The organism is Blautia massiliensis (ex Liu et al. 2021) (assembly GCF_052064225.1).
Lineage (GTDB): Bacteria > Bacillota > Clostridia > Lachnospirales > Lachnospiraceae > Blautia_A > Blautia_A fusiformis.
In genome coordinates this window covers 17,337-37,625 of sequence record NZ_JBQHWA010000026.1, presented here as the reverse complement: position 1 = coordinate 37,625, position 20,289 = coordinate 17,337, and the positions used below count along the sequence as shown (strand labels likewise).

17 protein-coding genes are annotated in these 20,289 nt (G+C 47.6%); 14 read left to right on the top strand and 3 right to left on the bottom strand.

Annotated features, from left to right (window positions below):
* Positions 1-79: 79 nt before the first annotated feature.
* Both ACTNDQ_RS11235 and ACTNDQ_RS11230 read right to left on the bottom strand, forming a co-directional pair.
* Positions 80-784, bottom strand: a complete 705-nt coding sequence (locus ACTNDQ_RS11235) for an Rpn family recombination-promoting nuclease/putative transposase (protein ID WP_279199406.1) — start codon at positions 782-784, stop codon at positions 80-82.
* Entirely contained in the window at positions 774-1,142 is a 369-nt protein-coding gene (locus ACTNDQ_RS11230; protein WP_441064628.1) for a hypothetical protein, read from the bottom strand. Before ACTNDQ_RS11230 ends, ACTNDQ_RS11235 begins: the two co-directional genes overlap by 11 nt.
* A 332-nt stretch (positions 1,143-1,474) precedes the next feature.
* Between ACTNDQ_RS11230 and ACTNDQ_RS11225 the strand changes: the two genes are divergently transcribed.
* The 5 genes from ACTNDQ_RS11225 (at position 1,475) to ACTNDQ_RS11205 (ending at position 8,259) form a co-directional block, all read left to right on the top strand.
* Positions 1,475-2,167 (top strand): N-acetylmannosamine-6-phosphate 2-epimerase, encoded by a 693-nt coding sequence (locus ACTNDQ_RS11225; RefSeq protein WP_441064627.1) that lies wholly within the window; start codon positions 1,475-1,477, stop codon positions 2,165-2,167.
* A 29-nt stretch (positions 2,168-2,196) separates the two neighbouring features.
* Positions 2,197-3,093 carry an ROK family protein gene (locus ACTNDQ_RS11220; protein ID WP_441064626.1) on the top strand — a complete coding sequence of 299 codons (897 nt, stop codon included), beginning with the start codon at positions 2,197-2,199 and terminating at the stop codon, positions 3,091-3,093.
* Between the two features lie 109 nt (positions 3,094-3,202).
* A complete protein-coding gene (glf, locus tag ACTNDQ_RS11215) occupies positions 3,203-4,318 on the top strand; it encodes a UDP-galactopyranose mutase (RefSeq protein WP_059086081.1) in 1,116 nt (371 codons plus the stop codon).
* A 122-nt stretch (positions 4,319-4,440) separates the two neighbouring features.
* Positions 4,441-5,253, top strand: coding sequence for a hypothetical protein (locus ACTNDQ_RS11210; RefSeq protein WP_441064625.1), 813 nt, complete (start codon positions 4,441-4,443; stop codon positions 5,251-5,253).
* 39 nt (positions 5,254-5,292) lie between these two features.
* A complete protein-coding gene (locus ACTNDQ_RS11205; protein ID WP_441064624.1) occupies positions 5,293-8,259 on the top strand; it encodes a C1 family peptidase in 2,967 nt (988 codons plus the stop codon).
* Positions 8,260-8,375: 116 nt separating this feature from the next.
* Here ACTNDQ_RS11205 and ACTNDQ_RS11200 read toward each other — a convergent pair whose 3' ends face one another.
* Positions 8,376-8,822 carry an RbsD/FucU family protein gene (locus ACTNDQ_RS11200; RefSeq protein WP_015527311.1) on the bottom strand — a complete coding sequence of 149 codons (447 nt, stop codon included), beginning with the start codon at positions 8,820-8,822 and terminating at the stop codon, positions 8,376-8,378.
* Between the two features lie 347 nt (positions 8,823-9,169).
* Between ACTNDQ_RS11200 and ACTNDQ_RS11195 the strand changes: the two genes are divergently transcribed.
* The 9 genes from ACTNDQ_RS11195 to ACTNDQ_RS11155 all read left to right on the top strand — a co-directional run bounded on the left by ACTNDQ_RS11195 (position 9,170) and on the right by ACTNDQ_RS11155 (position 20,285).
* On the top strand, positions 9,170-10,021 hold the full coding sequence (locus ACTNDQ_RS11195; protein WP_441064623.1) for a class II fructose-bisphosphate aldolase: 852 nt from the start codon (positions 9,170-9,172) through the stop codon (positions 10,019-10,021).
* 34 nt (positions 10,022-10,055) lie between these two features.
* A complete protein-coding gene (locus tag ACTNDQ_RS11190; protein ID WP_441064622.1) occupies positions 10,056-11,081 on the top strand; it encodes a LacI family DNA-binding transcriptional regulator in 1,026 nt (341 codons plus the stop codon).
* Positions 11,081-12,598 carry a xylulokinase gene (xylB, locus tag ACTNDQ_RS11185; RefSeq protein WP_278795720.1) on the top strand — a complete coding sequence of 506 codons (1,518 nt, stop codon included), beginning with the start codon at positions 11,081-11,083 and terminating at the stop codon, positions 12,596-12,598. The genes ACTNDQ_RS11190 and xylB overlap by 1 nt, the downstream gene beginning before the upstream one ends.
* Before the next feature lie 2 nt (positions 12,599-12,600).
* On the top strand, positions 12,601-13,653 hold the full coding sequence (locus ACTNDQ_RS11180; RefSeq protein WP_237971851.1) for a galactitol-1-phosphate 5-dehydrogenase: 1,053 nt from the start codon (positions 12,601-12,603) through the stop codon (positions 13,651-13,653).
* Position 13,654: 1 nt separating this feature from the next.
* Complete coding sequence (gene pfkB, locus ACTNDQ_RS11175) at positions 13,655-14,584, top strand: 1-phosphofructokinase (RefSeq protein ID WP_288245274.1); 930 nt, start codon at positions 13,655-13,657, stop codon at positions 14,582-14,584.
* Positions 14,585-14,630: 46 nt separating this feature from the next.
* The gene (locus tag ACTNDQ_RS11170) at positions 14,631-15,632 is read left to right on the top strand and encodes an aldo/keto reductase (protein WP_015527305.1); all 1,002 of its coding nucleotides are present in this window, start codon (positions 14,631-14,633) and stop codon (positions 15,630-15,632) included.
* 248 nt (positions 15,633-15,880) lie between these two features.
* Positions 15,881-17,497, top strand: a complete 1,617-nt coding sequence (locus tag ACTNDQ_RS11165) for a response regulator (protein ID WP_278795618.1) — start codon at positions 15,881-15,883, stop codon at positions 17,495-17,497.
* Complete coding sequence (locus ACTNDQ_RS11160) at positions 17,494-19,281, top strand: cache domain-containing sensor histidine kinase (RefSeq protein WP_278795619.1); 1,788 nt, start codon at positions 17,494-17,496, stop codon at positions 19,279-19,281. Before ACTNDQ_RS11165 ends, ACTNDQ_RS11160 begins: the two co-directional genes overlap by 4 nt.
* A complete protein-coding gene (locus ACTNDQ_RS11155) occupies positions 19,278-20,285 on the top strand; it encodes a substrate-binding domain-containing protein (protein ID WP_278795620.1) in 1,008 nt (335 codons plus the stop codon). Before ACTNDQ_RS11160 ends, ACTNDQ_RS11155 begins: the two co-directional genes overlap by 4 nt.
* Positions 20,286-20,289 lie beyond the last annotated feature (4 nt).

Below are 20,289 nucleotides of genomic sequence, written 5' to 3'. Positions count from 1 at the left end.
CAGAGTATTATCCGCCAGTATTGTAAAATAGCAAAATGCTCAGATCCCCCACAAAGGATCTGAGCATTTCCAATACAAGCTATTTCTTCTGTAATTTCAGCACGTCTTCAAGAGAAAGGCCTGAAAATCTGGAGATGTCTTCAGGGGAGAATCTTGAATCCTGAAGCATACGCTGTGCTGTCAGCATAGCTTGTTCCTGAAGGCCTTCTGTGCGGCCTTCTGTGCGGCCTTCTGTACGGCCTTCCGCAAGTCCGGCAGTACGGCCTTCGGCACGCGCATCATCGCACATTTCCTGAACAGCCTGACACATATTAACCCTCCCTTCTGTTTCTGTGAAACGTAAGTTGATACCAGTTATGGAGTCAATGACCCGGGCGGCTTTGAACTCGAGTGAGCGGAAGCCGGGGGTCTGTGATGTAAGCTCCTGAAGCTTCCGTTTATCTTTGGAATATTTGATGAAGAGCATGACTTCTTTGAGATTGCTCTGGAGTTTGTCAAGTTCTTCATCCTTTATCTCGGCAGGTGAGAAGAGATTGATCCGGTAATCCGGGACCATAGACAGGATCTCGGGGTCCTGGACAGAGTGCATTTCGTGGAGGCTCCTGGGAGCGTTCCAGGTATCGGAACCGAAGTATAAGACTACGGTTATGACAGGGATGAGCCGGTCATTTTTGTAGAAACCGGTGAGATATTCTCCGGATGTGGAAGGCCATTGCTTTGCTTCTCTGTGTGATCTGGCGGAATTTTCCACCTGCCCTGCGTATTCTAATGCATCATAGACCATGTTCTTGACCGGCGAAAAAGCGGACGTTCGCATTCCGCTTTGCTACATGCTCATGAACGCAATTGCTTTGCACTTGCGTTGCAAAGTGCTGTTTCGACTGGTTCTCAATCCCAAGGAGAAGATAAATTCTTGAGTCACCATGCATAACATTAAGAGATTTGAATTCGTCCCAGAATTTCCGGACAGGAACTTCTGAAGTGCCGGATCCGTAGGGGACAGCGAGAGCTGTGGTATCCAGTGGATGAAGAGTGTCAGGGTCTATGATGTTTTTTCCTTTGTACAGCATATGGTTGAACACATCCGCAAAAACGCGGTTGTCAGCCATGTAATCTTTGGTGATGGTATCCTTTGTACCCATAGGTTTCACCACCTTCGATCTGTTTATGTGATCAGAATAGTTTTATCATCTGATCCAGTTACAGGGTATCATACATCGGGGTGTTTGAGAAGTGGAGCTCTGATATTTTATAAAAAGATCATAAATGACAGATATGCTGATCGCATAAATTCGCGCGGTATGTCTCGGGTTTTCTGTGACCTTCGCTCACAAAAAACACCTAGCGGGACATTACCAGTGAACAGTAATAATTGCTGGTCTGGTGCTGTGGATTTATGTGGTTGCAAACTTTACGGAAAAACGGTTTCATGGTATCATTGTTTCATCAACAGAAACGTGGGGGAAGGACAAAAATGGATCAGAAGATAGCAAATCTGGAGGGGAAGCTGATCGTATCCTGTCAGGCGCTGCCGGAGGAGCCGCTGCATTCTTCATTTATTATGGGAAGAATGGCTTTGGCAGCAAAAATCGGCGGAGCATGCGGGATACGGGCAAATACCAAAGAGGATATCCGGGAGATACAGTCGCAGGTGGATCTTCCGGTCATCGGGATCGTGAAGAGGGATTATGCGGACAGTGAGGTTTACATTACGCCAACTATGAAAGAGATCGAGGAACTGATGGAGGTAAAGCCGGAGATCATAGCGATGGATGCAACGATCTCAAAAAGACCCGGAAATAAAACCCTGGAGGAATTTTTCCATGAGGTAAAGGAAAGATACCCGGATCAGCTGTGGATGGCGGACTGTTCTACAGTAGAAGAGGCACTTTATGCAGATGAGCTGGGATTTGATTTTATAGGAACGACGATGGTTGGTTATACGGAGCAGAGCAAGGGCTCTAAGATCGAAGCGGATGATTTTGCAATTTTAAGAGAAATCGTGGCGAAAGCAAAACATAAGGTGATCGCAGAGGGGAATATCAATACACCGGAAAAAGCGAAGCATGTGATCGAGCTGGGAGCTTACAGCGTTGTGGTGGGCTCGATCATCACAAGGCCACAGCTGATCACGAGATCATTTGTTGAAGAAATGGAACGAAAATGACGGATGAGAGTGTAAATGAGGATCACAGGATGAAAACGTATATCAGTCTTGATATTGGCGGTACAGCCATCAAGTATGGCCTGATCAGTGACAGCGCTGAGATCATTTTTAAGGGATCGACAAAAACGGAAGCAGAAAAGGGTGGACCGGAAATTCTTAAAAAGGTTATTGGAATAGTGGAAGATCTGCTCACACGGACACAGAATAAAGTTTCCGGCATCTGTATTTCGACAGCCGGTATGGTGGATACAAAAGAGGGCTCTATTTTTTATGCGTCGCCGTTGATACCTAACTATGCAGGAATCCAGTACAAAAAAATTCTGGAAGAAAGGTTTCACATTCCGTGTGAGGTAGAAAATGATGTAAACTGTGCGGGGCTTGCGGAATACAGCTCCGGTGCGGCAAAGGGAAGCCGCATTGCCCTGATCCTTACGGTGGGAACAGGGATCGGCGGCTGCATTGTGATCGACGGAAAGGTTTTTCGCGGGTTTGGGAACAGTGCATGTGAGGTTGGCTATATGCATATGGGAGACAGTGATTTCCAGACCCTGGGAGCGGCCAGTACGCTGACCAAAAAGGTCGCACAGTGGAAGGGTGAGCCGCAGGAAAAATGGGATGGCCGCCATGTCTTTGAGGAAGCCGGAAGGGGAGATAGGCTCTGTATTCGGGCAATTGATGAGATGACGGATGTTCTGGGCAGGGGGATCGCAAATATTTGCTATGTGATCGATCCGGAGGTCGTTGTGCTTGGCGGCGGGATCATGGCGCAGGAGGATTTTCTGAAGGGAAAAATAGAAAATGCCCTGAAAAAATATCTTGTTCCCGGTATGGCGGAGCATACAAGGATCGCATTTGCCCGACATCGGAATGATGCGGGCATGCTTGGAGCTTTTTATCATTTTTGCAGCTTGCGGAGAGCTGTTTGATAACATTCTTACATAAGATTTACCGGGATTTTACAGTGGCTTCTTGCCAGCTGCCCTTTTCCGGTGTTAAAATAACAGCATCAATGAAAGAACAGGGAGAATGAAATCAATGTACGATTATCTTATCGTAGGTGCCGGTCTTTACGGTGCGGTTTTTGCACAGGAGGCGAAGCGTGCCGGGAAGTCAGTGCTTGTGATCGACAAGCGTCCGCATATTGCGGGAAATGTATATACAGAGAAGGTGGAAGGAATCAACGTGCATAAATACGGTGCACATATTTTCCATACCAATAATAAGAAGGTCTGGGATTATATTACCCGGTTTGCCACCTTCAATCGTTTTACCAACAGTCCGGTTGCCAATTATCACGGGGAGCTGTACAGTCTTCCGTTTAATATGTATACCTTTAACCGGATGTGGGGCGTGGTGACTCCGGAGGAGGCTGCGGCAAAGATCGAGGAGCAGCGGCAGGCAGCAGGGATCACGGAACCCTCGAATCTGGAGGAACAGGCTATCAGCCTTGTAGGTACGGATATTTATGAGAAGCTGATCAAGGGATATACGGAGAAGCAGTGGGGACGTCCATGTACGGAGCTTCCAGCTTTTATCATCAAGAGGCTTCCGGTGCGTCTGACCTTTGACAATAACTATTTCAATGCGTTGTACCAGGGAATCCCGGTGGGTGGTTATACGAAGATGGTTGCCAATCTGCTGGACGGTATCGAGGTACGGCTGAATGAGGATTATCTGGAGAAAAAAGAGCAGTACGATGCAATGGCGGAGAAGGTGATCTACACAGGTGCCATCGACGCGTATTTTGACTATAAGCTGGGAACTCTGGAGTATCGTTCTGTGCGTTTTGAGAATGAAACACTGGATAAACCTAATTTCCAGGGAAATGCAGCAGTGAATTATACGGATGTGGAGACTCCATGGACCCGTATCATCGAGCATAAATGGTTTGAGTTCGGAAAGGATGAGGAGGGGAATGATCTTCCGAAAACGGTGATCAGCCGGGAATACAGTTCCGAGTGGAAGCCTGGAGATGAGCCGTATTATCCGGTCAATGATGAGAAGAACGGAGCGCTTTACGGACAGTATAAGGAGCTTGCAGAGAAGGAACCGAAGGTGATCTTCGGCGGCCGTCTTGGCGAATATAAATATTATGACATGGATGCGGTGATCGCTTCTGCGCTGGATATGTGTGAGCGGGAGCTTGCATAAAAAAGATACTGGATATAACAAATGATAAGATCCTCTTATATTTCGGAGCCAAGGCAAAAGAGAAATATAAGGGGATTTTATGCATAGAATGGCAGTGAGATTTTTGGAGGGAGGAAAGAGCAATGAAAAGGTGCAAAGGTGTGCTTCTGGCAGGAATGCTGGCGCTGAGTATGAGTGTTCCGGTGTATGCGGACAAGTCGGTTGTGGTGAAGGTGGAAGCTCCGGCGGATACCACAGATTATTATATGACGGTGGATTCCGGTGGAGTTGGTGTGGATATCTATCCGTCCACCGACGGAAAAGGTGAAAAGCTCAATGATAAGACGATAAGGGATGGTACTGTCCTGCATATCGAAGGGGAGACAGAGAAGAATGGTGAGACCTGGGGATATACAAAGTATAATGGCAGATACGGTTATGTGCCGCTGGAGGAGCTGCGGCCCTCAAAGGATGCGGAGCTGGCGAAGGCCGGAATCGCAGAGAGCACGGAGAAAGAGACTTCTGCAGTGAATCAGGGAGACGCATCCGATACGCAGAATTCCGCAGCCGGCGAAGGACAGGGAACGTCTGCAGGGACGGCCAGCACAGGCAGCTCTCAGGCTCAGAATGGCGAAGGACAGGGAACGTCTGCAGGGATGGCCAGCACAGATGAATCTCAGGCTCAGAGAGGCGAGGTTCAGGGGCCACCTGCAGCGTCGGCCAGCACAGGTAGCTCTCAGGCTCAGAGAGGCGAGGTCCAGGGACCGCCTGCAGCGGATGGAACAACAGAAGGTGGAGACTATGCGGAAGAAGCTGTCACCAAGCCGGTCAATGGCACAGCTGCGACATCCTTTAAAGAAGAAAATTCCTGGTATAAAAGTCCGTTTATCTGGATCGGGATCGCAACAGTACTTGCAGTAATCGGAATTCTGGGTTATCATTTGAAGAAACGTTAACAGATAAACCAGATCAATATAAGAAAAGTGGAGAATTTTGTGAAGAGATTACAGCTTGTCAGGAAGAAATTACTGCCGCTTCTTCTGTGTGTGGCAGTTGCGGGCAGCCAGGTTCCGGTCATGGCAGCCGATGTGGAAGGCTTCAGTGATTCTGCGGAAGGCTTCAATGAAGAATGGTCAGAAGATACACAGACGCAGTCGGCGGAAGCAGAGGATACGACGGAGACCGCAGAAGGGAATACCACAGAGAACACCGCAGAGAATACCGCAGAGAATACCACAGGGAATACCACAGGGAATACCACAGAGAACACCGGTATCCCGGATGAACAGACAGAGGATATTGCCTTGCAGAGTTCAGGGGAGGATACAGAAACTCCCGAAACATCAGAAGGATTGTCTTCTGATTCCCAGGAGAAGGATTCCCAGGAGGATACCTTTGGCGACGGTGAGGAGAGCTTCGGGGATGCCTCAGACAGTGGTGAGTCCGGCATCGAATATATCAAGGGCCGTCCGCTTACGGAGGAAGAGGAGCAGGAACAGCTGGCACCCTTTGATAATCTGACCTCTTATTCCACCGCCGTGGAGATCGGAAATGATGTGGATGAGGTACCGATGGGAAGAGCTGCGGCCTATCCGTCCTATTATAATGCAGCGGATCAGGGATATGTTACTTCCGTAAAGAATCAGGAGCCCTACGGTATGTGCTGGGCATTTGGAATGGCCTCTCTTCTGGAAACTTCGTTTCTGACCCAGGGCCTTGGAACTTATGATCTGTCGGAAGAGCATCTGGCGTATTTTTTTGCAAACAGAAAGAATGACCCGCTTGGAAATACCTACGGGGATGTCAATAAGCATATGGGGACAGATGATAAAGGAAACGCAGATTATCATGAGGGCGGAAATGATCTTCTGGCTTCCATGTTTCTGAGCACCTGGTCCGGAATGACAACAGAAGGGGATGTGCCTCTGGCTACAGATTCCACGCATACACAGAAAACCGGTGTGACTCCGGCGGCATCCAAGGCGTACAATGCAGCTGCTTATCTGAAAAATTCCTATTTTTCCGATTATTCCGTAAATGCCATGAAGAAGCTTCTGGTTGCAAATAATTCAGTTACTGTGATGTATAATGCACAGAATGCCTATTACAATGCAAGTACAGCGGCCTATTCCTATCCTACCAGCACCAAGAACGTGAATCATGTAGTTACAGTGGTGGGGTGGGATGACAATTATTCTGCGAAGAATTTCCGGGCATCTTCCAAGGTAAAGGGAGACGGAGCCTGGATCGTTAAGAACAGCTGGGGTACAGGCTGGGGAAAATCCGGATATTTTTATATGTCCTATGAGGATAAGTCTGTCAGTGAGCTGGTTGCGGCTACGGCTGTCAATACACCGAAATATAGCAACAATTATTTTTATGACGGAACGTCGGGCCTTGGTTCTATCCGCATGTATGCAGGGGAACAGCTGTCTACGGTTTTTCGTGCCAGTGCAGGAAACGGAAAAGCGGAATCGCTTGGCGAGGTGACTCTCAGCTCCATGTCTGCCAATAATTCCTATACTGTGCAGGTATACACAAATTTGAAGGATGCCAGTGACCCTACCAGTGGAACACCGGCATATTCCACACCGGTTTCCTGCAGTCAGCCGATGGCTGGGGTTATGACCTTTCAGATCCCGGAGGTTCTGCTCAGCCAGAACAGTCTGTATTCTATTGTGGTGACAAATGCAGGAAGCACATATATAAAATACTGTGTGGAGGCAGAGGTCAGTTATGGCTGGTGCAGCTTTTCTCCGTCTATCGTATCCGGTCAGAGCTTTCTGCGATATAATGCGGAGGATACCTGGATGGATGCAGTTGAATTTAATCCATCGGTAACTCCGAGGATCAAGGCGCATACCAGGACTCTGAGCAGCGCTGCCAGGATGCAGCTTTCTTCCTCTGAGATAGATCTGTATTCCGGAGATCAGAAAACACTGAATGCCTCGGCTACCAGATCCGAGATGGCTGCTTCCGGCATTGTCTGGGAAAGCTCAGATACCAGTGTGGCTGCTGTAAATGGAAGCGGCGTTGTTACTGCAAAAAATCCGGGAACAGCAACCATAACCTGCTACGGAAAAAATGCCAGGGGGATCCGGGCTACATGTAAGGTTACGGTGAAGCTTCGTCAGACGACAGGTGTAAAATTGGTTTCCGGCGCATTTAACAGGATTCGGATCTCCTGGAAAGCAGTTCCCGGCTGCAATCGTTATGCTATCTATCGCTGGGATGAAAGCGGAAATTCAAAAAAAATGGCAACCGTGGCAGCAGATGTAGTGACCTGGCAGGATACTGCAGTGAAAACAGGAAGCACTTATACGTATCGGATCCGGGCTTCTTATGTACGCTCCGGAAAAAAGACTGTTTATGGAGCCGCATCTTCGCCGTTCTCAGCAAAAGCGGAGCTGGGGAAGGTCCGTGCAGTGGCTGAAGCTGTCAGCGGACCATGTAACAGGGTATCCTGGAAGAAGGTTTCCGGAGCCAGTGGCTATCATATCTACCGGAAGCTCCAGGGGAAAAGCTGGGTTCGGATCGGAACCGTTAACAACAAAGGATTGTCCTGGCAGGATACGGAGATTGAAGGAATCACCTCCTACGCTTATGCTGTAAGGCCCTATAAGAATGTAGACGGGAAAAAAGTTTTAGGAGGATATCAGGCAAGCAGCTATATCCTGTCCTATCCGGAACTTCAGAAGATATCCAGTGTCAGGAAGACCTCCAGGGGTCTGAAGATCTGCTGGAAAGCGCAGAAGAAAGCAGATTGCTATCAGATCTACCGTAAGACCGGAAAGGGTTCATGGAAAAAGATCAGTACAGTTTCCGGAGGCAGCAGCTCCTCCTTTGAGGATAAGACCGCAAAAAAGGGAACAACGTATTACTATGCGGTGCGTGCAGGGATAAAAACCTCCGGTGGAAAAGTACTCTGCGGAGGATATGCCGCAAAAGCAGCAAAGAGATAAACGTGTCAAAATATAAAATGCCCGGATCTGGAATGTTTCAATCCAGATCCGGGCATTTTATATTTTGGTTGAATATGTGTATTATATATGATTATATCAGGCAGTTCAAAAAAAGATCAGTCGTTGTTGATCACAACGCCTTTCTGGAGCATGATGTTGGCATAAAGTGCTTTCTCACTTGTGGAGATGATGCAGTATGCAGTTTTTGCTTCGTCATAGAATGCGAAACGCTCGATGTTTCCGACGGCTTTTTCGCCACGCTCGTCATGCTTGGAAACGATTTCTTTATATGTATCCCAGATCGGTGTCTCCACATTATCGCCAGGCATTACTTCCATCAGGTTTACCGGATGCTCTACATAAGTATCCAGCGGGAAGAGCTTCAGGATGGCATCCAGGATCTCCGGAACGCCATGTCCGTCACAACGGATGGTGATGGCATTTTTTCCCATGGATTCTACAGGGAAGTTTCCGTCAGCGATAACAAGACGGTCACTGTGTCCCATCTCACATAAAACCTTCAGTAATTCTGGTGATAAGATTTCTGGAATTCCTTTTAACATAGTTTATATCCTCCTAAGATCATTGTGTACTTACAGCATTTCGGAAATTACAGCATCAGGCTCAGGTGATCAGAACAGGATACATGGATTTCCGAAACTGTTATGACGCCGGTAGTATCAGACAGACCTGCCCGGCCACAGGCTTTAGAACTCTTATTAATTAATCTAACGGTATTTGGTCTTCTTTTCAAGGGAATATTTTCCTGTAAATGATGAAAATTTTATGGTTGACAGAAAACGTATGGAGCGCTATGATGAACTCAAACAGAAACGTTTCGGTTTCTGAACCAAATGAGAAAATAATACAAAACAAACACAATGATTATGATTCCAAGGAGGAGAAGATTATGCCACTGGTTACATCGAAGGAAATGCTGTTAAAGGCACAGAAGGGCGGATATGCAGTAGGAGCATTCAACGCAGAGAATATGGAGATGGTGAAGGCAATCATCCAGGCAGCTGAGGAGCTGAAAGCACCGGTTATGATCCAGACAACACCTTCTACTGTTAAATATGGTACGGTTGAGACTTACGCTGCGATCGTAGCAGCAGAGGCAGCCAAGGCTTCCGTTCCGGTATGCCTTCATCTTGACCATGGCAGCAGCTTTGAGCTTGCGATGCAGGCAATGCATGCAGGCTATACCTCTGTGATGATCGATGGTTCCAAGCTGGATTTTGAGGATAATATCAGAGAGACCAGGAGAGTTGCGGATGTGGCAGCAGCCCTGGATATCCCATGTGAGGCTGAGCTCGGTAAGGTCGGTGGTAAAGAGGATGATCTTGAGGCTGAGGCAGACACTAACACCGACCCGCAGGAGGCGAAGGAATTCGTGGAGCGTACAGGTGTTACTTCTCTGGCAGTTGCCATCGGAACCGCACATGGTTTCTATGTGGGAACACCGGTTCTTGACAAGGAACGCTTAAGCGAGATCCGCGAAGTCGTAGATATCCCCCTTGTTCTTCACGGGGCATCCGGACTCAGTGATGAGGATGTCAGCGACTGTGTAAAACGTGGTATCTGCAAGGTTAACTTTGCAACAGAGCTTCGTGCTGCATATTCCAGGGCAGTGAAGGAGACCTTTACAGAGAATGAGAACACCATCGACCCGAAGGCCTACGGAAAGAAAGCGATCCAGGCAGTGAAGGAGCTGGTTGAGGCGCGTATGAAGGTTTGCGGCTGTGATGGAAAGGCAGAATGATCTTCTGTAAAAAAACAGAAACGGAGTGATCAGTATGGCAGCAACCATGAAAGATATTGCCAGGCGGACCGGACTTGGGCTCGCAACGATTTCTTCTTATTTTAACGGCGGAAACGTAAGAGAAAAAAACAGAATAAAGATCGAGGAGGCCATTCAGGAGCTGCATTATGAGGTCAATGAGGTGGCCAGAGGGCTTAAGACTAATGCTACCAAGACCATCGGCGTGGTGATCCCGGAGCTTAACAATACCTTTTGCGCGGAGATCATCACAGGAATGGAGGATGTCTTAAGGAGTCACGGATATGCGACTATTGTCTGTGACTGCCGTACCGATAAGAGACTGGAGCGGGATGCAGTGGAGTTTTTAAGCCGGAAGCGTGTGGACGGGATCATCAGCATGCCGGTGGATGCGGAAGGCAATCATCTGAAAAAATTCCAGAAAACCGGAAAGCCCATCGTACTCATTGACCGCAGGATCCGGGAGCTTTCCTGTGACAGTGTTCTTGTAGACAACGAGAAGGCGGCCGAGGACGCAATGAGAGTTTTTTTTCAGGCAGGACACCGTAAGATCGGGATCATTGGCGGACCGGAGGAAATTTCCACAGCTCAGGAACGTCTCCAGGGGTACCGCAATGCATACGAAAAAGAAAATATACCGGTACGGGAATCTCTGATCTATCACGGCGATTATACCATTCAGGGCGGTGTGCAGGGAATTGAGAAGCTTGTTGCGGACAATCCGGATATGACGGCTGTGTTTGTTACCAACTATGAGATGACCATGGGGGCGGTGATCGGGATGAATGAGCTGGGTTTTAAGATCCCGGAACAGCTGTCTATGATTGGTTTTGACAATCTGCAGTTTGCCAGAGCATGCAATCCCAAGCTTACCATTGTGGCACAGCCTACACCGGGGATTGCCGGAGAAGTGGCGGGAATCATGCTGAAACGGCTGGAAGGGGCTGCAAGTGAAGAAACAGAACCGATCACGGAGAAGCTTGGCGCAGAAATCATCATGGGAAAATCCGTCCGTGTGCTGGACGAGAAGGAGAATCTATAATGAAACCATATTTATTAGGTATTGATATCGGCACCAGTGCCTGTAAGGTTGCGGTTTTTGAAAAATCGGGAACGGTTGTGGCTGCGGCCAACGGCGATTATCCGGTTTACTATCCGAAGGAGGGCTGGGCAGAACAGGATCCGGAAGAATGGTGGAGTGCTGTCTGTCAGGCGGTAAAGAAGGCCATCCAAAAAGCGGGGATAGCACCTGAGGAGATCGCAGGCATCGGTATTGACGGCCAGAGCTGGTCAGCCATTGCCATGGATAAGGACGGAAATGTACTGACAAACACTCCGATCTGGATGGATACCAGAGCACAGTCTATCTGTGACAGACTGAATGAAGAGATCGGGGCAGAGCAGATTTTTGAAGTATCCGGTAATTCCCTTCAGCCGTCCTACACAACTGCAAAGATCCTCTGGTATAAAGAAAATCTCCCGGAGGTGTACCAAAGGATCCACAAGATCCTGCAATCTAACAGCTACATCGCATATAAGCTGACGGGTGTGATGAGCCAGGATGTTTCCCAGGGCTATGGCCTGCATTGCTTTGACATGAGAAAGGCAGCCTGGGATGAGGATATGTGCAGAAAGCTTGGGATTCCCATGGAATTTCTTCCTGAGATCTGTGCCTGTGATCATGTTGTGGGAACAGTTACAGAGAAGGCGGCGGAGGAATCCGGCCTTGCTGTGGGAACACCGGTTGTTGCCGGTGGTCTGGATGCGGCATGCGGAACACTGGGGGCCGGAGTGATCCATCCGGGTGAGACACAGGAGCAGGGAGGACAGGCCGGCGGAATGAGCATCTGCATGGATGAGTACAAGGCAGATCCCAGACTGATCCTTGGCTATCACGTAGTTCCGGGACAGTGGCTCCTTCAGGGAGGAACCACCGGAGGTGGTGGTGTCATGCGCTGGTTTGAACGTGAGTTTGCAGATTATGAGCGCTCTGTAGCAGGGGAAAAAGGCTCTTCTCTGAATCAGCTCAATGAGATCGCGGAAAGAGTCGCACCAGGCAGTGACGGAGTGGTATTTCTTCCATATATGTCCGGTGAGCGTTCCCCGATCTGGAATCCTAATGCGAAGGGCGTATTCTACGGACTGGATTTTGCCAAGACCAAGGGACATATGGTACGTGCCTGTATGGAAGGCGTAGCACTTTCTCTGAAACACAACCTTGAGGTGGCAAAGGAAGCAGGAGCAGATGTGGAAGTTCTCCGCGCAATGGGAGGCTCTGCAAATTCTCTTCTCTGGACACAGATCAAATCCGATATCACAGGAAAACCCATCGTAGTGCCGTCCTCTGATACGGCAACAACACTTGGTGCAGCGATTCTGGCAGGTGTTGGTGTTGGAATGTATCAGGATTATGATGAGGCCATCCGTCTTACGGTAAAGGAAACAAGAAGACATGAACCGAACCCGGAAAACCGGGACGTTTATGAGAAAACCTATAAAACCTATTTAAATCTCTATAAATCTCTTGAACCTATGATGAGAAATGAGGAGGAAAAGTGATCATGAAAGCAGCAGTAGTAGTAGCAAATGAGGATGTTCAATATCAGGAAGTGGAAGAACCTCAGGTAACACCGGGCCATGTGAAGATCAAGGTAAGATATTCCGGGATCTGCGGATCTGATATCCCGCGTGTATTAAATCACGGCGTACATTTTTATCCCATCGTGCTTGGACATGAATTTTCCGGCGATGTGGTGGAAGTGGGAGAAGGCGTTACCAAGGTGAAGGTCGGCGACCGTGTATCCGGTGCACCGCTTCTTCCCTGTATGAAATGTGACGACTGCCAGAAGGGTAATTTCTCTCTCTGCAAGCATTACAGCTTCATCGGTTCCAGAGAGCAGGGAGCAAACGCAGATTATGTAGTGGTTCCTGAGCAGAATGCAGTACCATTCGCAGACAATGTTCCATATGAGCAGGGAGCCATGTTTGAGCCTGCAACCGTAGCTATCCACGGTGTATTCCAGAACGATTACCACGGCGGTGAGTATGTGGCAATCCTTGGCGGCGGTACAGTTGGTATGTTCACCATGCAGTGGACAAAGATCTTCGGCTCCAAGAAGGTAGTGGTCTTTGATATCAGCGATGAGAGACTTGCTCTTGCAAAGCGTCTCGGCGCAGATGAGATCATCAACACAAAGGAAGAGGGATATATGGAAAAAGCCATGGCCATTACAGGTGGAAAGGGCTACGGCTTCGTATTTGAGACAGCAGGACAGGTTCCTACCATGCATATGGCATTTGAGCTTGCAGCAAACAAGGCACATGTATGCTTCATTGGTACTCCTCATGAAAACCTTACCTTTACACCGAAGGAGTGGGAGAACATGAACCGTAAGGAGTTCAAGCTTACCGGTTCCTGGATGTCCTACAGTGCCCCGTATCCGGGACGTGAGTGGGAGCTGACGGCGCATTATTTTGCAACCGGCCAGCTGAAGTTTGACCCGGGCTTCATCTATAAGAAAATCCCGATGAGCCAGGCACAGGACGCTTTCCAGCTGTTCAAGACACCGGGCCTTGTAAAAGGAAAGATCCTTCTTTCCAATGAGGAAGACTGATATGATCCTGACAGTAACCTTAAACGCTGCCATTGACAAGCGTTATGTAGTGGATGATTTTAAAGTGGGCGAAGTGAACCGTGTGCGTGAATGTACCTACGTTCCCGGCGGAAAGGGACTGAATGTTTCCAAGCCGGCGTCCATTTACGGTGCTGAAGTGGTTGCCACCGGCTTTGTAGGCGGCCACGCAGGCAATTATATAGAAGCTGCCCTGAAACCTTTTGGCATTAAGAGCGCTTTTTACCATGTGGATGCGGAGAGCCGCTCCTGTATCAACATCTGGGATGAGGTGAATCATGTACAGACCGAATTCCTGGAGCCGGGATTTACACTGACAGAGGCAGATTTTGAGGGCTTTGAGAAAAAATTCCGCCAGCTTGTAAAAGACGCTTCTGTTGTGGCGATGTCCGGCAGCGTGCCGAAGGGACTTGACGGAAGTGCCTACCAGCGCCTTGTGAAGATTGTGAAAGACGCCGGAAAACCGGTGATCCTGGATACCAGCGGCAAGCTTCTGGAAGAGGGAATCAAGGCAGCACCGACACTGATCAAGCCTAACATTGATGAGATCCGTATGCTGACAGGCAAGCATTGTGACGATATCAACGATGTCATTGAAGCAGCGAAAGCCATCCATGCCGGTGGTGTGGAGATCGTGGCGGTCTCGCTTGGAGCAGATGGTTCCCTGGCAGTCGGAGAGGAAGGGATTTTCCGTGCGGTGGTTCCGAAGATCGATGCGGTGAATACCGTAGGCTGCGGAGATTCCATGATCGCAGGCTTTGCCCTTGGATTAAGTGAGGGACTTTCCCTGGAAGAGACTCTGCAAAGAGCCAGTGCGATCTCAGCGGCGGCAGCCATGCGCGAGGAAACGGGCTTCTTTGTGATGGAGGATATGGAGGCTCTTCTTCCGAAGATCGAGATCAGGCGTTTATAAGATAAGCTTATAATAAGAAAATTTTTATAAAAAAGGAGATGTAAAGATGGCAGAAGTTATCAATCCGGCAATTGTGCCGAAAGTGACACTTCCTTCCGGCGAGCAGGTTCCGTGTGTCGGAATGGGAACATTCGGTTCCGACCGTGTATCCGCAGAGGATGTATCTGCAGCTGTTGCAGGCGCGATCCGCAGTGGCTACCGTATGTTTGACTGTGCCGCATGCTACGGAAACGAGCATGAGATCGGCCAGGTATTTAAGGACGCTTTTGACGAAGGTGTTGTAGAGCGTAAGGATCTTTTTATCATGACAAAGGTATGGAATGACATGCACAGAAGAGTAGAGGAAGCCTGTGACAAGAGCATTAAGGATCTTCAGTGCGATTATGTGGATATGTATTTCATCCACTGGCCGTTCCCGAACTATCATGCACCGGGATGTGATGTGGATTCCAGAAATCCGGATTCCAAACCCTTCAGTGTGGAGGAGTTTATGGATACATACCGCCAGTGTGAGGCGTTGGTAGAAAAAGGAAAGATCCGTTACATCGGTATTTCCAATATGACCATTCCGAAGCTTGAGGCAGTTCTTCCGCTTATGAAGATCAAACCTGCAACCTGTGAGCTTGAGCTTCATGTATGCTTCCAGCAGCAGGAGCTTTATGATTATCTGGTAGAGCATAACATCCAGCCGGTAGGCTATATGCCAATCGGTTCTCCACGCAGACCGGAGAGAGATATCTGCCCGGAGGATGTTGCGGATCTGGAGGTTCCGGAGATGCAGGCGATCGCAAAGGCACATGGTGTTCATCCGGCTCTGATCGCTCTGAAGTGGGCACATCAGAGAGGCGAGATCTCTATTCCGTTCTCTGTGCACAACTATGCAAGCAACCTGAAATGTGTCACAGAGGATCCCCTTACAGAGAAAGAAATGGCAACCATCGCAACTCTGGAAAAAGGCAACCGTCTTGTAAAAGGACAGGTATTTCTGTGGCATGGTGCCAGGGACTGGCATGACCTCTGGGACGAGGATGGCGTTATCGTAAAATAATAAAAATATGCAGGAAAATCCCGTGTTCCATATGTTGGATGCGGGATTTCTTTGTATTTAATTTGGACTAAGAAACTCCGTTGTAAATTTTAACCAAACATGTTAACATATAAAAAGAATTAACAGTTATTGTTCACAGAAAGGACAGTAATCTTACCAATGAAAATGACAGAGACGGGGGGAAGGATCTGTCAGGGGGATGTGCAATAAAAACAACAGAAACTGATCAGAGGGGGACGACAGAAATTATGTATCGTATTTTACTGGTAGATGATGAGATACTTGTTCGAGATGCGATCCGGGAGAATATTGACTGGAAAGCAATGGACTGTGAGCTGGTAGGAGACTGTGATAACGGGAAAGCAGCAGCGGAATTTGTACAGAACCATCCGGTGGATATCGTGCTTACAGATATCCTTATGCCATATATGGATGGTATGGAACTGAGCCGTTTTCTCCATGATAATTATCCGGACATCGTGATCGTGATCTTCAGCGGATTCGGAGAATTCGAGTATGCCAAGAAGGCGATCCAGTATGGTGTCAGTGAATATATGCTGAAGCCTGTGACAGCCATGGAACTCAGAAATGTTATCGGAAAAATGAAGGAGAAGGTGGACCAGCAAAGAAAAGAAAAAGAGAAGCTGGAACGTCTGACACAGACTTCCGAGAATTATCAGAAAAACGCCATTGTGATCCGTTCCAGAGCGCTGCAGGGCTTTGTGGATAATATCAAGACACGGCAGGAAAGTCTGGAAGAGCTTGCAGCACTGGGAATCGATCTTGAGGCAGCATGCTATCGTGTGGCTGTTTTTGATCTGGATCTGTATTCGGACGGCAGTCAGCTTACTGCGGAGAAACGCCAGGAGAGTGCACTGATGTCTTTTGTCCTTTTTAATATCAGTGATGAGATCATCAGCAAAGAAAAAGCAGGAGTGGCATATCAGGCCGGAAATAACAAGGTTGGTGCTCTTTTCATGGGAAACCGTACCAGAGAGTTTGAACAGAAGATCATGGAGATCTGCAGGACGATCCAGGATAAGCTGAAGGAACTGATGTCGCTGGATATTTCTATCGGTGTGGGAAGCTGGGCCAGAACTCAGCAGGAGCTTCGTGCATCCCATGAACTTGCAGAGAAAGCTATTGAATATCGTTATCTTCTTGGAGGAAGCCTTCTTATTGATATGGAAGAACAGCCGGAGGAAAAAAATCTTTCCATTAAAGCTTATGTAGAGAAGCTGCCAGCTGCTCTGAAAGCGGGTAAAAAGGAAAACGCAGAGCATATTCTGGAACAGATCTCTTCTGAGATCAAGGAAGCGCGGGTGGATAAGAGTCGTGCCTGCGTGTATCTTCAGCAGATTATCCGTGCAGCAGATGAGACCTGTGAGGATATGGTTCCGGACAACAGGCTTTTTTCCAAAAGAGAAGCACTTCTGCAGCAGGTTACGGAGCAGAATTCTTTTGACAGTGCTGTTGAACTGGTCAGGAATCATATCGGAGAGATTTTCCAGACACTTTCCGATGCAAACAGCTCCAGCGGACAGCGTCAGGCCAGACTTGCCCTGGATTATATCCAGAAGAATTATATGGATCCGGATTTAAGCCTGAACAGTATCTGTTCCTATCTGAATATCAGTACAAGCTATTTCAGTACGATCTTTAAGGATCTTACGGGAGAGACTTTTACAGAGGTTCTAATCCGTACCCGTATGGAGAAGGCGAAGGAACTTCTGGAGAATACAACTATGAAGAATTATGAAATTGCCGAGAAAGTCGGATTTGCAGATCCCCATTATTTTGGGATCTCCTTCAAAAAAATGACCGGCTGCACACCAACAGAATATGCAAGGGAGAAACGTAAATGAGAGATATCCGGTTTGCGGCAAAGATCATAGGAAAATTTAAGAGTATCCAGAGTGCGATCTTTGCGGTAGTGACGGTGCTGCTTTTAAGTGCGGTGCTGGTCATAACAGGTGTTTCCATGAGATATACCCGCAATTCTATTTTTGAAAATTCTGCTGTCTACACCCAGAATATCGTGCAGCAGATGAATCAGAATATTGATTCCTATATTGATTACATGGAAAATATAGCCTATATGATTTCCAGTAACGAGGATGTACAGCAATATCTTTTTGGTGAAAATGTGGACAATGGAACAAGAGAGCGTCTGATCAATCAGTTCAAGACTATTCTGGATGGACGAAGTGATATCCGAAATCTTGGGATCATTGGAAGTAATGGACGGAAGCTGATCAACGACGGCAAACAGTCTGTGAATCCGGATCTGAAGCTTTCCACCCAGGAGTGGTATCTGGAAGCTTTACAGAAGCCGGAAGGCCCGCTTCTTACATCTTCTCATGTACAGCACATCATCAGCGGAGAGCGTCCGTGGGTGATCACTTTAAGCAGGGGAATCCGTAATTTTTCCAACAGCGGTGAGAAAGAGGGAGTCTTTTTTATTGATCTGAATTACAGTGCCATCAGTGAACTTTGTGATCAGAATACGATCGGGAAAAAGGGATACGCATTCATTCTGGATGAAAGCGGAAATATTGTATACCATCCCCAACAGCAGCAGCTTTACAATGAATTGCAGACTGAGAATATCGACCTGATCGTGAAATCAAAAGAAGATACGGTGCGTACCGAAAAGGGAAACAGAGGAAAGCTGTATTCCATTTCCAGATCAAATAAAACCGGATGGACCGTTGTGGGCTGTATGAGCGTCAGCGAGCTTCTGCGCAAAAGCAATCAGGCACAGAGTATTTATGTGCTTATTTCCGCACTTCTGATGATCGTGGCACTGCTTTTTTCCAGATTTCTGGCAAAGAGTCTTACATATCCTCTTCAGCGTCTCAGAGATTCCATGTCCAGAGTACAGGAAGGGCATTTTGACGGAGCAGATGTGGAGATCGATTCAGAGAATGAGATCGGAAGCCTGACGAAATCTTTCAATGTGATGACACATAGGATACAGGATCTTATGGAGCAGAACGTGAAGGAACAGGAAGCAAAGAGAAAAAGTGAGCTTAAGGCCCTTCAGTCCCAGATCAATCCTCATTTTCTCTACAATACCCTGGATTCGATCATCTGGATGGCAGAGGGTAGAAAGTACGAAGAGGTTGTTCTGATGACAGCATCCCTGGCGCGTCTTCTTCGTCAGAGCATCAGTAATGAAGATGAAGTGGTTCCTCTTGCAAGGGAAGTGGAGTATGCCAAGGGTTATCTTACGATCCAGAAGATGCGTTACAAGGACAAGCTGGAATTCGAGATCGATGTAGAACCTTCTATATTAAATATCCCTCTGATCAAGCTGGTTCTCCAGCCGATCATTGAAAATGCCATCTATCATGGACTGAAATATAAAGAGAGTAAGGGACTTTTGCAGGTAAAAGGCTTTATGAAGGGCGGAAATGCAGTTCTTCAGGTAATCGACAACGGTGTAGGTATGGATGAGGAAACATTGTCACATATTTATGATAAGCATAAGGTGAATTATCATTCCAATGGTGTGGGTGTTTACAATGTACAGAAACGTCTGAAACTTTATTATGGAGAAAATTACGGGATCACCTATGAAAGTGAAAAAGGTGTCGGAACCACTGCCACGATCACCATTCCGGGAATACAGGAGGAATCAATATGAAAAAACATAGAAAACTCCTGACTTTAGGAGTGGTCATCTGCCTTGTGGCGGGGCTTGTAGCCGGAATAGTCTATTATAAACAGGTAGAAGAAGAGAGAAAACTATCGCTGATCTATATTCCGAAGGTTGTGGATGGTACCAATGATTTCTGGACATCACTGATTCAGGGGGCGGAGATGGCTGCAAAGGAATATAATGCAGATATCCGCGTATGGGCACCTGAGGAAGAGAATGATGTGGATGGGCAGAACAAGCTGATCGAAAGGGCAACAGAAGAAAAACCGGACGCGATCCTGATCTCGCCGTCCAGCTTCACTGAATCCGACCAGCTTTTGAAGAAGGCAAAGGAACAGGGAATACATATCGCATTTATTGATTCCTACACACAGGAAGAGGTCCAGGATCTTACCGTTGCGACCGATAATCTGGAAGCGGGACAGATCCTTGGCAGGTTTGCGAAGGATCTTGCGGGAACGGATGATCAGATTGCGATCGTTTCACATGTAAAGGGTGTATCTACGGCAGTTGAAAGAGAAAAAGGTTTCCGGACAGGACTTGGCAGTCTGAAGGATAATATCGTAGATGTGGTATACTGTGATTCTCAGTATGACAAGTCCTATGAGCTTACAAAAGAGCTGATGAAAAAATATCCGGATCTCAAGATGATCGCGGGAATGAATGAATATTCCTCTGTAGGTGCTGCAAGAGCAGTAAAGGCAGCAAAAGCAGAGAATCGGATCAGGGTGGTGGGAGTAGACAGCTCACAGGAGGCCGTCCAGCTGATGGAACACGGAATCTTCCAGGGAATCGTTGTACAGAAGGCATTTAAAATGGGGTATGTGGGTGTTCGGGAAACTGTTAAGATGCTGCGTGGAGAAGACTATAAGAAGAATATTAATTCCGGGTGCCAGCTTGTGACTCCTGACAATATGTATACCAGTGAGATCGAAAAACTGCTTTTCCCGTTTAATACGTTAAAAACATATGGTGATCTTACACCGTAAATAG

Excerpts from the sequence above, each read along its gene's own strand:
- pfkB (WP_288245274.1), top strand. The coding sequence starts at position 13,655 with ATGATCCTGACAGTAACCTTAAACGCTGCCATTGACAAGCGTTATGTA.
- glf (WP_059086081.1), top strand. The coding sequence starts at position 3,203 with ATGTACGATTATCTTATCGTAGGTGCCGGTCTTTACGGTGCGGTTTTT.
- ACTNDQ_RS11160 (WP_278795619.1), top strand. The coding sequence starts at position 17,494 with ATGAGAGATATCCGGTTTGCGGCAAAGATCATAGGAAAATTTAAGAGT.
- ACTNDQ_RS11210 (WP_441064625.1), top strand. The coding sequence starts at position 4,441 with ATGAAAAGGTGCAAAGGTGTGCTTCTGGCAGGAATGCTGGCGCTGAGT.
- ACTNDQ_RS11225 (WP_441064627.1), top strand. The coding sequence starts at position 1,475 with ATGGATCAGAAGATAGCAAATCTGGAGGGGAAGCTGATCGTATCCTGT.
- ACTNDQ_RS11170 (WP_015527305.1), top strand. The coding sequence starts at position 14,631 with ATGGCAGAAGTTATCAATCCGGCAATTGTGCCGAAAGTGACACTTCCT.
- xylB (WP_278795720.1), top strand. The coding sequence starts at position 11,081 with ATGAAACCATATTTATTAGGTATTGATATCGGCACCAGTGCCTGTAAG.
- ACTNDQ_RS11220 (WP_441064626.1), top strand. The coding sequence starts at position 2,197 with ATGAAAACGTATATCAGTCTTGATATTGGCGGTACAGCCATCAAGTAT.
- ACTNDQ_RS11195 (WP_441064623.1), top strand. The coding sequence starts at position 9,170 with ATGCCACTGGTTACATCGAAGGAAATGCTGTTAAAGGCACAGAAGGGC.
- ACTNDQ_RS11230 (WP_441064628.1), bottom strand. The coding sequence starts at position 1,142 with ATGGGTACAAAGGATACCATCACCAAAGATTACATGGCTGACAACCGC.
- ACTNDQ_RS11165 (WP_278795618.1), top strand. The coding sequence starts at position 15,881 with ATGTATCGTATTTTACTGGTAGATGATGAGATACTTGTTCGAGATGCG.
- ACTNDQ_RS11190 (WP_441064622.1), top strand. The coding sequence starts at position 10,056 with ATGGCAGCAACCATGAAAGATATTGCCAGGCGGACCGGACTTGGGCTC.
- ACTNDQ_RS11200 (WP_015527311.1), bottom strand. The coding sequence starts at position 8,822 with ATGTTAAAAGGAATTCCAGAAATCTTATCACCAGAATTACTGAAGGTT.
- ACTNDQ_RS11180 (WP_237971851.1), top strand. The coding sequence starts at position 12,601 with ATGAAAGCAGCAGTAGTAGTAGCAAATGAGGATGTTCAATATCAGGAA.
- ACTNDQ_RS11235 (WP_279199406.1), bottom strand. The coding sequence starts at position 784 with ATGGTCTATGATGCATTAGAATACGCAGGGCAGGTGGAAAATTCCGCC.
- ACTNDQ_RS11155 (WP_278795620.1), top strand. The coding sequence starts at position 19,278 with ATGAAAAAACATAGAAAACTCCTGACTTTAGGAGTGGTCATCTGCCTT.